Origin of the sequence: Streptosporangium sp. NPDC020072, from assembly GCF_040631445.1 — a bacterium.
Classification (GTDB): Bacteria; Actinomycetota; Actinomycetes; order Streptosporangiales; family Streptosporangiaceae; genus Streptosporangium.
In genome coordinates, this window is record NZ_JBEYAB010000010.1 from 283,483 (window position 1) to 297,688 (window position 14,206).

General features: G+C 71.3%; 13 protein-coding genes. 11 read left to right on the forward strand and 2 right to left on the reverse strand.

Annotation, left to right across the window (positions count from 1 at the left end):
• Positions 1 to 39 precede the first annotated feature (39 nt).
• Positions 40 to 882, forward strand: a complete 843-nt coding sequence (locus ABZ470_RS25380) for a Ku protein (protein WP_352016259.1) — start codon at positions 40 to 42, stop codon at positions 880 to 882.
• Between the two features lie 309 nt (positions 883 to 1,191).
• Here ABZ470_RS25380 and ABZ470_RS25385 read toward each other — a convergent pair whose 3' ends face one another.
• Entirely contained in the window at positions 1,192 to 1,548 is a 357-nt protein-coding gene (locus tag ABZ470_RS25385; RefSeq protein WP_362914269.1) for a hypothetical protein, read from the reverse strand.
• Between the two features lie 291 nt (positions 1,549 to 1,839).
• Here ABZ470_RS25385 and ABZ470_RS25390 point away from each other — a divergent pair, with 291 nt between their 5' ends.
• From ABZ470_RS25390 to ABZ470_RS25430, 9 genes are all read left to right on the forward strand, one after another.
• Positions 1,840 to 2,763, forward strand: a complete 924-nt coding sequence (locus tag ABZ470_RS25390; protein WP_362914271.1) for an alpha/beta hydrolase — start codon at positions 1,840 to 1,842, stop codon at positions 2,761 to 2,763.
• An 80-nt stretch (positions 2,764 to 2,843) separates the two neighbouring features.
• On the forward strand, positions 2,844 to 4,025 hold the full coding sequence (gene moeZ / locus ABZ470_RS25395) for an adenylyltransferase/sulfurtransferase MoeZ (RefSeq protein WP_352016256.1): 1,182 nt from the start codon (positions 2,844 to 2,846) through the stop codon (positions 4,023 to 4,025).
• 136 nt (positions 4,026 to 4,161) lie between these two features.
• The gene (locus tag ABZ470_RS25400) at positions 4,162 to 4,905 is read left to right on the forward strand and encodes a hypothetical protein (RefSeq protein ID WP_352016255.1); all 744 of its coding nucleotides are present in this window, start codon (positions 4,162 to 4,164) and stop codon (positions 4,903 to 4,905) included.
• A complete protein-coding gene (locus ABZ470_RS25405) occupies positions 4,899 to 6,113 on the forward strand; it encodes a S8 family serine peptidase (RefSeq protein WP_362914273.1) in 1,215 nt (404 codons plus the stop codon). The genes ABZ470_RS25400 and ABZ470_RS25405 overlap by 7 nt, the downstream gene beginning before the upstream one ends.
• An 83-nt stretch (positions 6,114 to 6,196) precedes the next feature.
• A complete protein-coding gene (locus ABZ470_RS25410) occupies positions 6,197 to 7,240 on the forward strand; it encodes a hypothetical protein (protein WP_362914275.1) in 1,044 nt (347 codons plus the stop codon).
• Complete coding sequence (locus ABZ470_RS25415) at positions 7,234 to 8,412, forward strand: S8 family serine peptidase (protein ID WP_362914277.1); 1,179 nt, start codon at positions 7,234 to 7,236, stop codon at positions 8,410 to 8,412. Before ABZ470_RS25410 ends, ABZ470_RS25415 begins: the two co-directional genes overlap by 7 nt.
• 122 nt (positions 8,413 to 8,534) lie before the next feature.
• Positions 8,535 to 8,915: a hypothetical protein gene (locus ABZ470_RS25420; protein WP_352016251.1), complete on the forward strand. Its 381-nt coding sequence runs from the start codon at positions 8,535 to 8,537 to the stop codon at positions 8,913 to 8,915.
• Complete coding sequence (locus ABZ470_RS25425) at positions 8,903 to 9,223, forward strand: MGMT family protein (RefSeq protein ID WP_352016250.1); 321 nt, start codon at positions 8,903 to 8,905, stop codon at positions 9,221 to 9,223. Before ABZ470_RS25420 ends, ABZ470_RS25425 begins: the two co-directional genes overlap by 13 nt.
• Before the next feature lie 181 nt (positions 9,224 to 9,404).
• Complete coding sequence (locus ABZ470_RS25430; protein WP_362914279.1) at positions 9,405 to 12,188, forward strand: CDP-glycerol glycerophosphotransferase family protein; 2,784 nt, start codon at positions 9,405 to 9,407, stop codon at positions 12,186 to 12,188.
• Between the two features lie 13 nt (positions 12,189 to 12,201).
• Here ABZ470_RS25430 and ABZ470_RS25435 read toward each other — a convergent pair whose 3' ends face one another.
• On the reverse strand, positions 12,202 to 12,843 hold the full coding sequence (locus ABZ470_RS25435; protein ID WP_362914281.1) for a hypothetical protein: 642 nt from the start codon (positions 12,841 to 12,843) through the stop codon (positions 12,202 to 12,204).
• A 481-nt stretch (positions 12,844 to 13,324) separates the two neighbouring features.
• On the opposite strand from ABZ470_RS25435, the gene ABZ470_RS25440 reads away from it, so the two are divergent.
• Positions 13,325 to 14,161 (forward strand): NAD(P)H-binding protein, encoded by an 837-nt coding sequence (locus tag ABZ470_RS25440; protein WP_362914283.1) that lies wholly within the window; start codon positions 13,325 to 13,327, stop codon positions 14,159 to 14,161.
• Positions 14,162 to 14,206 lie beyond the last annotated feature (45 nt).

Here is a 14,206-nt window from a genome sequence, read left to right on the forward strand (position 1 = left end):
GTGCGAGACTTGGGGAAAGCCCCTATCCAGGGAGACGCCATGCGGAGCATCTGGAACGGCGCGGTCTCGTTCGGTCTGGTGACGATCCCGGTCAGGATGTACGCCGCGACCGAACAGCGGAACGTCACCTTCAACCTGGTGCACCGGGAGGACGCGGGCCGGATCAGGCTCCGCAGGTTCTGCGAGGCCTGCGAGCAGGAGGTCCCCTACGCCGAGGTGGCCAAGGGCTACGAACTGCCGACCGGTGAGGTGGTCGTACTGGAGGGGGAGGACTTCGAGGACCTGCCGTTGTCCACGGCGCACCGGATCGAGGTCCTGCAGTTCGCCCCGGCGGAGCAGATCGACCCGGTCCTGCTCGGCAGGGCCTACTACCTGGAGCCGGACGAGGGGGCCGCCGGGCCGTACGTCCTGTTGCGGGAGGCGCTGGGGCGCTCGGGGCGGGTGGGGATCGCGAAGGTCGCGCTGCGGCAGCGTGAGTCGCTCGCGACGCTGCGGGTCAGGGAGGGGGTCCTGGTGCTGGAGACCATGCTCTGGCCCGACGAGGTGCGCCCGGCCGACTTCGCCTTCCTGGAGGAGGAGCCCGAGGTCAGGCCGCAGGAGCTGCGGATGGCCGAGTCGCTGGTCGAGAGCATGACGGCCGACTTCGACCCCTCGCGCCACCACGACGCCTACCGCAGGGCGCTGCAGGAGGTCATCGAGGCGAAGGTCGCGGGCAGGGAGGTCGTCTCCGTGGGCCCGCCGCCGGAGCCGGGCCCGACGGCCGATCTGATGGCCGCGCTGCGGGCCAGTGTCGAGGCCGCCAAGCGGAGGCGTCCCGCCCCCGGGGAAGGCGGGCGGAGGCGCCCTGCGGCGTCCGGTGAGGAGACACGGGGCACGGCGTGAGCCTCGCGTGAGAACGCCCAGCGGAAAGGCGGGCGCGATGAGGACCCCGGAGATTCGAGAATCCCCGGGGCCCTCGCCGGTCTCCACGAAGAACCGTGCTTCGCGTCTATCTGAAAGGCGAATCGATTGGTTCACTCCCGGATGTCCGCGTCATTTCCCCGCGTATTCGGAGGAGAAGGCGGACACCACACCCATTCGCCGTGGGCGGGAGTTTCGGCGGCCGCCGGAGCCGGTCGCGCCCGGTCACGTGACTCGGCCTCGTGTCACGTTCACGTGGCGCGCCGGCCCGGCGGTCAGCCGTCTGCGGGGTTAGCGTGCCCCGAGCAGCCCGCGCCTGTCGTTGTCGTTGTCGTTGTCGTTGGCGTTGCGGGCAGCGCCACCGCCACCGCCGCCGCCACCGCCGGCGCCGACGTTGTTGGTGTTGATGATGACGAGCCTACGGTGGTGGTGACGCCTCCAGCCGCAGCCCCAGCCGCGGTGGCCCCAGCCACCCCAGCGACGGCCCCAGCCCCATCCGCAGCCGCCGGTGGTGAAGCCGACGCTGGTCTGGAAGGCCGGAACCACGGAGGCCTCGGCGGTCGAGGTCGCGGCACTCATCGCGACGAGCCCGCCCGACAGGGCGGTGCTGAGCGCGAGTCCCGTGAGAATGCTCTTGAACTTGGGCATTTCGTTTCCCCCTTGAAAGGATCGGTTGCCCCCACTCTTTGGGCATTTTCCACACTGGTCGGAAAATGCCCCGGATGACTGTTAATCGGTCATCCTTCGCAGTCTTGTATTTCCGTGCATCTCGCCTACCAAACGGCGATCGGTGGCTTTTACTGTCTCCTTATCTCTCTATTGACGGCGTTGGACTCTTATTAATTGTTTTGATGCGATAAGTCTTTAATGTCGCTTTTGTGCCCACGCTGTACGGCGGGGAGCTATCGTCGAAACGGAAGGCGAACGAGGGGGGAAGTCGTGGGAAGCGAGCCGATTCCGAGCTGGCCCGGAGAGCTGGTCGACCTGGCGGAGAACGGATGGGACGGACGTGTCCACGTGCGCTCGACCCCGCCGGGGCCCAAGGAGAGCGCCGTCTACGTGCACGGCCTGGCGGGCTCGGCGACCAACTGGACCGACCTGATGGGTGAGTTGTCCGACGTGGTCAGGGGATACGCGCTGGACCTGCCCGGCGCCGGGCACTCACCGGAGCCGCCGGGCGGCGACTACTCCGTCGCCGCCCACGCCCGGGCCGTCATCGCGCTGATCGAGCGCGTCTCCGACACCCCGGTCCACCTGTTCGGCAACTCCCTCGGCGGGGCGGTCTCGGTGCGCGTCGCCGCGACCAGGCCCGACCTGGTCCGCTCGCTCACCCTCGTCTCCCCGGCCCTGCCCGACCTGCTGCCCCGGTACGGCCCGGCACGTGTGGCCCTGTCGAGTGTGCCGAAGGTCGGGGAGTGGGCCGTGGGCCGGATGCGCATGCTGCCCGCGGAGCGCAGGATCACGATGACGATGTCCATGTGCTACGCCGACTTCGGTCGGCTCCACCCCGACCGGCTGAAGGAGGCGGCCGAGGAACTGCGGCGCAGGGACGGCCTGCCGTACTCGGCGGGTGTCCTGACGGGCTACGCCAGGGGGATCGTCGCCGAGTACTTCAGGCGGGGTGAGGAGAACCTGTGGCGTCAGGCGGCCCTGGTGGCCGCGCCCACGCTGGTCATCCACGGCAGGCGCGACCGGCTGGTGCACCCTCGCATGGCCGTCCGCGCGGGCCGGGCCTTCCCGCACGTCAGGCTGGTGCTGCTGCCCGACGCCGGACACGTGGCGCAGATGGAGGTGCCCGGCAGGGTCGCCCGTGAGGCCCGCAGGCTCATCTCCGAGTCCACACCTGTCCCGATTGGGGAATGACAGGAGCATCCGGTTAGGTTGTGAATGGTGCGTGCTGTGCCAGCCGTATCGTCAAAACCCCCTGAAACGGGAGTAGAACTGTGTCGTTGCCACCCTTGGTAGAGCCGGCAGCCGAGCTGACCGTCGATGAGGTGCGTCGCTACTCGCGCCATCTGATCATCCCCGACGTGGGTATGGCAGGGCAGAAGCGCCTGAAGAACGCCAAGGTGCTCTGTGTGGGCGCGGGCGGCCTGGGATCTCCCACTCTGCTGTACCTCGCCGCCGCGGGCGTGGGCACCCTCGGCGTCGTCGACTTCGACGTCGTCGACGAGTCCAACCTCCAGCGCCAGGTCATCCACGGCCAGTCCGACATCGGCAGGCTGAAGGCCGAGAGCGCCGCGGCCAGCGTCAGGGAGATCAACCCCCTGATCGACGTGATCGTCCACAACGTGGCGCTGACCACCGACAACATCATGGAGATCTTCTCCGGCTACGACCTGATCGTGGACGGCACCGACAACTTCGCCACCCGCTACATGGTGAACGACGCGGCCGTCCTGCTCGGCAAGCCGTACGTCTGGGGCTCGATCTACCGCTTCGACGGGCAGGCCAGCGTGTTCTGGGCCGAGCACGGTCCCTGCTACCGCTGCCTCTACCCCGAGCCCCCGCCCCCCGGCATGGTGCCCTCGTGCGCCGAGGGCGGCGTGCTCGGCGTGCTGTGCGCCTCGATCGGCTCCATCCAGGTCAACGAGGCCATCAAGCTCCTCGCGGGCATCGGCGAGCCCCTGGTCGGCCGTCTGATGATCTACGACGCCCTGGAGATGACCTACCGCTCGGTCAAGGTTCGCAAGGACCCCGAGTGCGTGCTCTGCGGCAAGAACCCGACGGTCACCCAGCTCCTGGACGACTACGAGGCGTTCTGCGGCGCGGTCTCCCAGGAGGCCCAGGACGCGGCCTCCGGCTCCACGATCACCGCGACCGACCTCAAGGCCATGCAGGACGCGGACGAGAACATCTACGTGATCGACGTCCGCGAGCCGAACGAGTACGAGATCGTCTCCATCCCCGGCGCCGTGCTCATCCCCAAGGGTGAGTTCACCAACGGCTCCGCGCTGGAGCGGCTCCCGCAGGACAAGCGCATCGTGCTGCACTGCAAGTCCGGCGCGCGTTCGGCCGAGGTGCTGGCGATCGTCAAGAACGCCGGTTTCTCCGACGCCGTCCACGTCGGCGGTGGTGTGCTGAGCTGGATCAAGTCTGTGGACCCCAGCCTGCCGACCTACTAGTCACGGCCGTACCTCACGCCCCGCGGAGCCTAGCTCCGTGGGGCGTGTGTTGTCACGGACATCCGTTGTCATGAGGCGTCCGTTATTTGGGGATAGAGCGGGTGAGATCCCTAGAGGCCGGTTTAAGGTCGAGAATGTGAACGAAGTCCCAGGTCAGCGCAGGCGCGCGTGGATGACGCTGATCATGGCGTCCACGCTGGCGCTGGCCTGCGCGGCCGTGGCGGCGGTCACGGCGGGCGCCGCGGTGACCGAGCTGACCAGGGGCCCTTCCAGGGCGGAGCTCGACCGCGCCGTCGCCGCCGAGACCGCGGGCCGCTGGCGGGCCTGGCCCGCCGGGCGGATCTTCCCCGAGACCGTCGGTTACGCCGCCGAACAGGGTGGCAGGGAGCAGGCGCACCGGGTGGGCATCTCCCCGGAGACCCGCTGCGACCGGGCCGTCGACCCCGGGCTGCGTGAGGCGCTGCGTCGTACGGGATGCCGGGGGGTGCTGCGCGCCACCTACATCGACGCGCTCCAGGGAGTCGTCGTCACCGTCGGCGTCGTGGCGTTCGCGGGGGAGCGGGAGGCGGCGAGGGCCAAGGCCGCGCTGCCCAGGACCGGCCGCCCCTCCCCGGGCCTGCTGGCCCTCGGCTTCCCCGGTACGGTCACCGACCGCTTCACCGCCGTCGGCAGGCAGCGCGGCCTGGTACGGCAGGCGGGGCCGTACGTGGTGATGACCACGGTCGGCCAGGTGGACGGCAGGCCGGGCAAGGCCGTGGGGGAGCAGCGGCCGACGATCTTCGCCTTCACCGGGGACATCGCCGACCGGATCCTCGCCGGGCTCGCGACGCCGGAACGCCCCGACTGCGGCTCCGAGTCTGCTGGACGGTGGCGGTGCTGAGGATACGGCGGGCGGTTGCGGCGCTCGCGCTGACCGGGCTCTGGCTGGTGCCCGCCGTACCGGCCGGGTGGGCCGACGAGGTGCGGGGCAACCAGCGGCAGGTGCTGCGGACCCTGGACCTGGCCGACGCCTGGCGCGTCTCCAAGGGGGCGGGCGCGCTGGTCGCGGTGCTGGACTCGGGGGTCGATCCCGTCCACCGCGACCTGGCGGGTTCCGTCACCGAGGGCAGGGACTTCACCGTGGGCGCCAACCCACGGGGAGTGGCCCCCTCACGGCTGCACGGCACCTACATGGCCTCGCTCATCGCCGGGCACGGGCACGGTCCCGGCGGGGGCAGCGGGGTGATCGGCGTCGCGCCCAAGGCGAGGATCCTGTCCGTGCGGGTGATCCTGGAGGACGAGGAGCCGGGCTTTCGCACCTTCAACACCGCCGAGCGGTTCGAGAACGTGGTGGCCAAGGGCATCAGGTACGCCGTCGACCACGGCGCCGACGTGATCAACATGTCGATCTCGAAGGAACTGGCGACCAGGGAGGAGCGGGCGGCGGTCCGCTACGCGATCTCCAGGGGGGTCGTACTCGTCGCCGCGGCGGGCAACGAGGGAGCGGGCAGGCCGGAGGCGACCGGCTACGCCCCCTACTCCTATCCGGCGGCCTTCCCCGGGGTGGTCTCGGTCGCGGCGGCCGACCGCAGGCTGCGCCGGGCCTCCTTCTCCAACTGGAACCCCTCGGTCGTGGTGGCGGCGCCCGGGGTGGACATCCTCGGCGCGGGGCCGGGCAACGAATACTGGATCGGCCGGGGAACCTCCCAGGCGACCGCGTTGGTCTCCGGAGTCGCCGCCCTGATAAAAGCGAAATATCCGAAAATGTCGCCCGCGTTGGTCGCGCAGGCCCTGACCAAGGGGGCGACCAGGCGGCCCAGCGGAGGCTACGACACCGGCATGGGCTTCGGCGTGGTCAACGCCCCCCGCGCGCTGGCCGAGGCCGCGAGGATCTCCCGCCACACCCTGACCGCGGGAGGGGACGGCGTCCACGATCCCGCCCTGCCGATGGGCGCGGCGGCCGGGCCGGTCCAGGTGATCCGGCGTGACCGGCGCGGGATCGCCCTCAACGGCGGGGTCGCCGCGGCCGCCGCGCTCTGCGCGACCGCCTGCCTGGTGACGGCCGGATTCGCCGTCCGCCGGGCCCGTACGGCTCCCGCACCGCCCTGAGGGGTGCCGGGGACGGCAGGGTGCGACCCGCCAAACACACTCCGGCGATAGGGCGGCGGGGGCGCGCGACGTAGCATCGAACTATGTCGAAGCCCGGGCGGTCCCAGGAGCCTGAACGGCACCTGGAGGCCTCGGGACCGCACACGGGCGGCTCCCAGGCTCCGTCCGCCGGTGGACACACCGGTGGGCGCGCCGGGGGCCGTGCCACGGGCTGGCCTCCGAGCGGTTCCCGGGTGCCCCGGGGCTCCCGTCCCGGCAGGACCACCGCAGGCGGCGCTCCCGGTGCCCCCGGCGCGCCGCGACGTGCCAGGGTCCGGACCTGGCCCGCCGCGGGGCGCCGGGAGAACGGCTGGCACCGCCGTCCCGCGCTTGAGCGCGTCGAGGCGGCGAGCCTCGAAGAGGGCATGCGCCTGCGGGTGATCTTCCTGATCCTGATGGGCGTCATCCTGGCCATCGCCGTGAGCGACGTGCTCGCGGGCGCGGTCGGCGTCCTCCGCGAGACCAGGGCCCGCCCGCTGACCCCCGCCGAGCAGGCCCGCTACATCCAGGAGGACATCGCGGCCCGCTGGCACACCTGGTCGGCCGACCTGATCTTCCCCACCGAGCTGCAGTACGTCGCCCTCGGCCGCGCGCAGCAGTACGCCAGACGGATCGGGCTGGCCCCGGAGACCTCCTGCGGAGCGGGCCTTGACGCCCCGGTCGGCTCGGTGCTCTCCGAGCACGGCTGCCTGACCCTGCTGCGGGCGACCTACGTGGACCAGACCTCGACCTTCGTGGTCACGGTCGGCGTGGCCGTACTCGGCAGCGAGGAGCGCCGGATCGCCGCGACCGGGCAACTGCCCGTGGACGACCGGGTCGGGGTGCGCCCCGTCGCCTTCCCCGGTACGGCGGGTGAGCTGTTCGGCGCCGCGCAGCGCCAGCACAACTCCTGGATCGCGGCCGGGCCGTACGTCGTCCTCTCCACGGCCGGATACGCCGACGGCCGTACGCGTGAGGCCGTTCCGCCCGAGGAGATCCTGCACAGCGAGCTGTGGCCGACCGCCCAGTCCATCGCGGGACGCATCGCCCGTGCCCTGGGAGACGAGCCGAGCGCCGTACCCCAGTGCACCCAGGGGAACGTGTGCTGAGGCGGCTGGGGGCCGCGGGAGCCCTGATCACGCTCTGTCTGGGGGTCTGCGCCCCGGCGGTCGCCGACGACGTGCGCCGGGACCAGCGCTGGGTGCTGGAGAAGATGAACGTCGAGCAGGCGTGGAAGATCACCAAGGGGGCCGGGGTGACCGTCGCGCTGGTCGACAGCGACGTGGACGCCCAGGTCCCGGAGCTGCGCGGCAGGGTGACCGTCGGGCCCGAGATGGGTTCGGCCGGGCCGGTCGGGGACGACGCGAAGGAGATCTGGCACGGCACCGCGATGGCCTCGCTCATCGCGGGGGGAGGCCGGGGCGAGGGCGGCCTGCTGGGGATCGCCCCCGAGGCGCGCGTCCTGTCCCTGCCGCTGATCCTGCGTGACAGCGAGCAGAGCGCCCCCCCGCTCCCCGAGCAGGACCGGCGCACCGGGACGAACAGCCCGGTCGCCCGCGCCATCCGCTACGCGGCCGACCACGGCGCCAAGGTCATCAGCATGTCCCTGGGGGCGTACGGCCCGCAGAAGAGCGAGCGTGAGGCCGTCTCCTACGCCCTGGCGAAGGGGGTCGTGCTGGTCGCGGCGGCCGGCAACGACGGGGAGACCCCCTACGCGGTCAAGAAGGACACCTCCTTCTGGAGCTTCCCCGCGGGCTACTCCGGGGTCATCGGCGTGGGCGCGGTGAACGAGCGGAGCGAGCCCGCCGGGTTCAGCAGCGACAACCTGTCGGTCCTGGTCTCCGCGCCGGGCGTCGAGGTGCCCGTGGTCGTTCCCGGCGGGGGGTACCGCCCCTCGGACGGGACCAGTTCGGCGGCGGCGCTGGTCGCCGGAGTCGCCGCACTGATAAAAGCGAAATATCCAGATATCCCGCCTTATTTGGTGGCGCGAGCGTTGAGTTCGACCGCCACCTCCGCGCCGATCGCCGGATACGACGACCATGTCGGTTTCGGTGTGGTCGACGCGGGCGCCGCCCTGGCCAGGGCGGGGGAGTTGCTGCGCGCCTCGGCGGGCACGCCACCGGACGAGGGGGAGCGTCACTTCGGGGCGGGCCTCCCGACCGAGGAGCCCGCCAGGCCCGGCCCCGACGCCCTCAGGCTCTGGGTGTACGGCACCGGCCTGGCCGTCGGCCTGCTCGCGTTCTGCTGGACCGTGGTGACACTCACCCGGCGTTCCGGATAAATGCCATATAACGTCATATATGGGACGGGCTTTGATTCGGTTCGAAGTCTTTTTGGACACCGTTCGGACGCGGACGGCTCCATGCGGCTTCTCACGGTCCGGCGAACGTCGAACATTCGCTAATGTCGCGCATCATGGGGTACGAGTTGCGCGTGGAGCGCCCGGCGCCTCTCGCCTTCGCGGAGCTCGCGAACGTGCTGGGGCGAGCGGGGTTCGAGTTCCGCGGTTCGCAGGAGAAGGGTGAGGTCCTGGCCCGCCACGGCGACGGGGTCCACGCGGTGGCCGTCTGGGACGGCAAGCTCTCGGGCGCGCCGGGCTCCGACTGGCAGGTGGCTCAGCTCGCCAGGGTCTCCGCGCTGCTCGGCGCCCGCCTGGTCGGTGAGGACGGCGAGCAGTACGCGATCCGTGACGGCCTCGTCGAGCAGCTGAACGGCTCGACGGCCTACGAGTTCGGGAAGATCGACGAGATTCTCGCGGCCGGACCCTCCGTATGGAGTCAGTAGGCCACCCGACCCCCTACGCCGAGCGCGTGCTCGACCTGGTCGAGCGCATCCCCGCCGGCAGGGTGATGGCCTACGGCGACATCGCCGAATACCTCGGCGAGGGTGGCCCCCGTCAGGTCGGCAGGGTCATGTCCACCTGGGGCGGCGGCGTGCCGTGGTGGCGTGTCGTGCACGCCGACGGGACCCCGGCTCCCGGGCACGAGGCGCGCTGCCTGGCCAGGTGGCGCGAGGAGGGCACACCCATGCGGGGCGAGCGCGCCGACATGCGTTTCGCACGCTGGGACGGTCTACCAGAAATCACGACGTAACCGGCTTCTTCGTGGCCCACTAACATTGCCTAGGACAGCGCTCTGTCCGAAAGGCGGTGCCCCCTTCATGGCCACAGGCGTCACGCCCGCCCGAACAGGTGGCGACTCCGTCGCCGACCGTCTTCGGGTTGTCCAAGATCTCTGTGACCGGGGAGAACCGCTCGAATCGATCCTCTCGGCCGTGACAGCCGAGGGACTGACACCCGCGCAACGCCGCCGCTTCGACGCCGGAGTCCTCTCCGGTCCGCTCGGCAGCCGCCTGGATCTCGCGGTCAAACGCGGCGCCGCCCGCCGCCGCGAGTTCGTCACGCTCTTCAAGCCCTACATCACGGGTGTCGACCCCAAGGTCAAGCGTGACCTCCCGGTCGCCAGGAGGCTCGCCTTCCACCTCGTCGAGCACCGTACGATCGACGACCTCGCCGAGGGCGACGCGCTGCAGAGCCTCACCACCGCGGCGGCCGAGCCCTCCCGGCGGGTCCGCAGACGCCTGCGCTGGTACGCCAACCTGCCCCTGCAGGACGAGCTGCCCGAGGCCATGTACCGGCTGCGCGCGGCCGACCTGATCCCGATGACGCACATCGAGGACGTCTCCTGGACCGGTGGTCGGCTGCGCGTCACCGGGCACGCCTACCTCGCCGGGCTCTCCGTCCGCAGCCCCCGCTTCAACCGGGCCTTCGTCGTGCTGCGGGGCCCCCGCTGGCTGCCTCCCGTACGGCTGCGCACCCGCAGGGTCCTGCGCCCCGAGGCCACCCACGGGGCCCGTGAGCCCGGCTGCAACTACGACTGGTCCGGCTTCGTCGCCGAGATGCCCGCCTGGCCGCTGCGCTGGCGCGGCGCCCTGCGCTCCCTGGTGAACGGCGTCAGGCGGACCCTGCGCCGCAGGGAGACCGTGCCCGACACCACCACCTGGCGGGCCGAGATCGCCATCTGGAGCCGTGGCGCCCGAGCCACCGGCCTGCTCCGCGGCCCCTCGAACGGTCGCACCGAGCGTCCGGCCGGGTTCGAGCTCCCCGGCGGCTGGTGGATCCGTCCTGTCTGGACCTCCGACCGCGCGCTGCAGATCGCCCTGCAACCGACCAGGGCCGAGCTGACCGGAATCCGCCTCGACGGCGACCGCCTCGAACTGACGGTCTTCCTGCCCGGCGGGGAGCACACCAGGGGACAGGCCCGGCTCGACGGCCACCGGATGTCCGCCGAGTTCACCCCCGTCGAGGGAGGTACCCAGGTCGTCGTGCCGCTGGCCGTACCCTCGCTGCTGCAGGAGCGCGACGGCGGCAGGCTCTGGATCGAGCCGAAGGGCGACCCCGCCGCACCCGTCATGATCGGCCAGGCCAGGGAGATCCGGCTGGTCGTCGGCGACCGGGAGATCACCGTACTGCGCGACCGGCGCGACCGCGTCAGCGTCGCCGCGCACCGCATCCGCCCCGTCATCTCCTCCGCCACCTGGGACGAGGAGGGCACGCTCACCATCGAGGGCTCCTACCCCGGTTCGGGGGCCGCCGAGCTGACGCTCAGGCACCGTGGCGGGACGGTCCACACCGTGCCGATGGAGCGCGCCGACGACCGCTTCGCCGTACGGCTGACGCCCTCGGCCATGCCGAAGTTCGGCGAGGCCGTCGCGATGGGGAGCGGAAGCTGGAGCATGACCACCCGCGACCCCTCGGGTGAGGTCGTCCCCCTCCGCGTGGACCACGCCGCGCTGGACACCCTCGACGAGGAGCCGAGGGTCCGCGACGGCAGGGCCTACCGCCTGTTGTCCACCAGGTTCGACGTGCCCGTGCTGATCGTCGCCGAGGACATCCCCGACGACGAGAAGGGCGCCGGGGGCCTGTACGCCCTGCAGCGCTCCTTCTATCCCGACCAGCGGCGTCGTGAGCTGGACGAGGCCACCGTCTACGTCGCCTACGACGGCCGCCAGTACGAGGGCAACGTCCGCGCCATCTACGAGGAGCGCGTACGGCGCGGCGACGACCGCGCGCACGTCTGGATCGTCAAGGACGGCGCCTTCACCCCGCCCGGTTCGGCGGAGCTGGGGTTCGGCTCGGGCATCCGGCCGACGGTGGTCAGGGCGGGCAGCCGGGAGCACTACGCCGTGCTGGCACGCTCCCGGTACGTCGTCACCAACGGTTTCCTGCCGCCCTGGTTCCGGGCCCGCGACGACCAGATGGTCGTGCAGACCTGGCACGGCAGCCCGCTCAAGCGCCTGGGCAACGACCTGCCCCACATGTCCCGTGACCCGAAGCCCGCCGCCTGGCACCGGCAGGCCGCCGAGGTGCGCGGCTGGGACCTGCTGGTCTCGCAGAGCCCCTGGGCGACCCCGATCCTGCGCAAGGCGTTCGGCTACCACGGGGAGGTCCTGGAGTGCGGCTATCCCCGCAACGACGTGCTCTCCTCGCCCGAGCGGGACGAACTGGCCGCCCGGGTGCGCCGCAGGCTCGGCGTCGCCGACGGGGTCAGGGTGGTGTTGTACGCGCCGACCTTCCGCGACTACGACCGCAAGAACTCCTCGCTCAAGCTGGACCTGGCGCGGGCGCACAAGGCGCTCGGCCCGGGACACGAGTTCCTGATCAGGGCGCACTCGATGCAGGCGGCGCCCAACATCCCCGAAGGGCTTGGCCGCGACGTCACCGCTTATCCGGATGTAACGGACTTATTGCTGGTGGCGGATGTGTTGATCACTGACTACTCGTCCGTCATGTTCGACTTCGCGGCCACCGGCAGGCCCATGCTCTTCTTCACCTACGACCTGCAGCGCTACTCGACCAAGCGCGGCCTGTACCTCGACCTCGCCGCCGAGGCCCCGGGGCCGCTGCTGACCAACGGCGCCGACGTCATCGAGGCCCTCAGGACCATCGACACCGTGGCCGCCGCCCACGCCGAACGCTACGAGCACTTCCGCAACACCTACACCCCCCGAGACGACGGCAAGGCCACCCCCCGCCTCGTGGACCACATCTTCACCTGACCCTCGTCCCAGGTCACAGGCGGGACCGCGCCTCCTGGACCTGACGCAGCACGCCGTCGGCCCGGGACGACCCGGCGATGGAACCCGCCTCGTCGAGAAGCCTCAGCGCCTCGTCGCGGCGACCCTCCCCGGCCGTGACATAGGCGAGCCCGACCAGGTTGGCGGCGACACCCGGAAGGAACCCGGCCTCACGGCGGAGCCGCGTCGACTCCTCCAGGCGCTCCCTTGCCGCTCCCAGCCGGCCCGCCCGGTGCTCCGCGATACCCAGGTGCCGGAGGGCGTAGGACGCGGTCAGGGCGTCACCGGCACGCACCGCCCGCCGGTGGGACTGTTCCAGCACGGGAACCGCGGCGGTGTCGTCGTTCCGTACGACCTGGTGGAAACACCCGATCCAGAACAGGGCCTCCGCCTCGCCGCGTACGTCCCCGAGGCTCCGGTAGAGCTCGGCGGCGCGTTCGAACAGACCTGGTTCGTACGCCTCCCGGCGCCCGTCGGCCAGGAACCGCGCGTGCGCGACCCGCCCCCGGGCGAGGGAGAGATCGGCCTCGACCGCGTCCAACTCCCGATCGGCCGCCGCCACGGCGTCGGCGTCACCCCCGAAGACCGCCCGCTCGTACAACACCCCGGCCCGCTCGATCCGATCGTCCGCGCCCATCTCGTCCCTCCGCCGCCTTACGGGTCGTTCACATCCTCGGCAGAGGCTACTCCCGGGTCCCTTGAGGCGTACCGGTGATCGTGGATGTCGTGATTTGTGGTACGTTCCCGCTCGTAAGGTGCAGCGCTCCTCGGTGAGCGCGTCGGGACATCCGGCCGGCACGGCAGCCTCAGCAAGGCTGTCTGGATCTCTCAGTGGAGAGCGTGCTCAGCCATGCCCGCAACCTTCCCCTCGCGCGTACGCGCGGTCCTCCTGCTCGTGGCCCTCCTTCACCATCCTGAAGGAGTCCGGCTCCCCGACGATCGCCGGCGGGTCTGAGGACGACCCCGTTCTTCGACGGCGCCGTCTCGATCCGTGCCTCGGTCCATGTCCGCTCCGGCGCGGGGCCCGCCGCCACCGAGCCTCGCAGGCCCTTCTGACGCTGGGCCGGTGTCTCTCCACCGGCCCGAACCCTGACCACACCATCCGAAGGAACACTTTCATGATTCTCGTCACCGGAGGCCGCGGCGCGGTCGCCACCCAGCTGACCGCCCTGCTGCACCAGGCAGGCCACCCCGTACGCGTCGCCTCCCGCGTTCCCGGCGAACTCCGCGTCCCCGACGGCGTCGCGACCGCCACCTGCGACCTCGGCGACCCGGCCACCTTCCCTGCCGCTCTCCACGGTGTCAGCGCGGTCTTCCTGTACGCCGAGGCGTCACACATCGACGAGTTCGTCGGCGCCGCCACCACGGCGGGCGTCAAGCACGTGGCGCTGCTGTCCTCAGCCAGCGTCCTCGACCCCGGCGCGGCCGACAACCCGCTGGCCGCCTCCCATCTCGACGTCGAGACCGCCCTGCTGAACTCGCCGCTGACCACCACGCTCCTGCGCCCCGGCTCCTTCGCCGGCAACGCGAGCGCCTGGGCGTGGGCGATCAAGGCGGGGCAGCCGGTGAACCTGCCCTACCCGGGCTCCTACACCGACCCCATCCACGAACGGGACATCGCCGAGGTGGCCTTCACCGTGCTCACCGACCCCCACCACCAGGGCGGAAACCTCCACCTGACCGGCCCGCGGACCCTCACCTTCAGCGAGCAGATCGACCGGCTCTCCGAGGCCGTCGGCCGCCCGATCACCGTCAACCACGTCACCTCCGAGGAATGGAGGCGGGAAGTGGCGGCCTACATCCCCGCGTCCTACGCCGACGCCCTGCTCGACTACTGGCACGCCAACGACGGCCGCCCGACTCCGCTCAGCGACACCGTCGAACGGGTCACCGGCCACCCGGCCCGCCCGTTCACCACCTGGATCCGGGACCACATCACCGAATTCGTCGAGTAACCTCCGCGGCCGGGCGGACCTTCGGAATCACTCCTGAGGGCCGTC

Bases quoted from the DNA above. Each gene is read 5' to 3' on its own strand.
- ABZ470_RS25435 (WP_362914281.1), bottom strand. From the start codon at position 12,843: ATGGGCGCGGACGATCGGATCGAGCGGGCCGGGGTGTTGTACGAGCGG.
- ABZ470_RS25440 (WP_362914283.1), top strand. From the start codon at position 13,325: ATGATTCTCGTCACCGGAGGCCGCGGCGCGGTCGCCACCCAGCTGACC.
- ABZ470_RS25385 (WP_362914269.1), bottom strand. From the start codon at position 1,548: ATGCCCAAGTTCAAGAGCATTCTCACGGGACTCGCGCTCAGCACCGCC.
- ABZ470_RS25420 (WP_352016251.1), top strand. From the start codon at position 8,535: ATGTCGCGCATCATGGGGTACGAGTTGCGCGTGGAGCGCCCGGCGCCT.
- ABZ470_RS25425 (WP_352016250.1), top strand. From the start codon at position 8,903: ATGGAGTCAGTAGGCCACCCGACCCCCTACGCCGAGCGCGTGCTCGAC.
- ABZ470_RS25380 (WP_352016259.1), top strand. From the start codon at position 40: ATGCGGAGCATCTGGAACGGCGCGGTCTCGTTCGGTCTGGTGACGATC.
- ABZ470_RS25410 (WP_362914275.1), top strand. From the start codon at position 6,197: ATGTCGAAGCCCGGGCGGTCCCAGGAGCCTGAACGGCACCTGGAGGCC.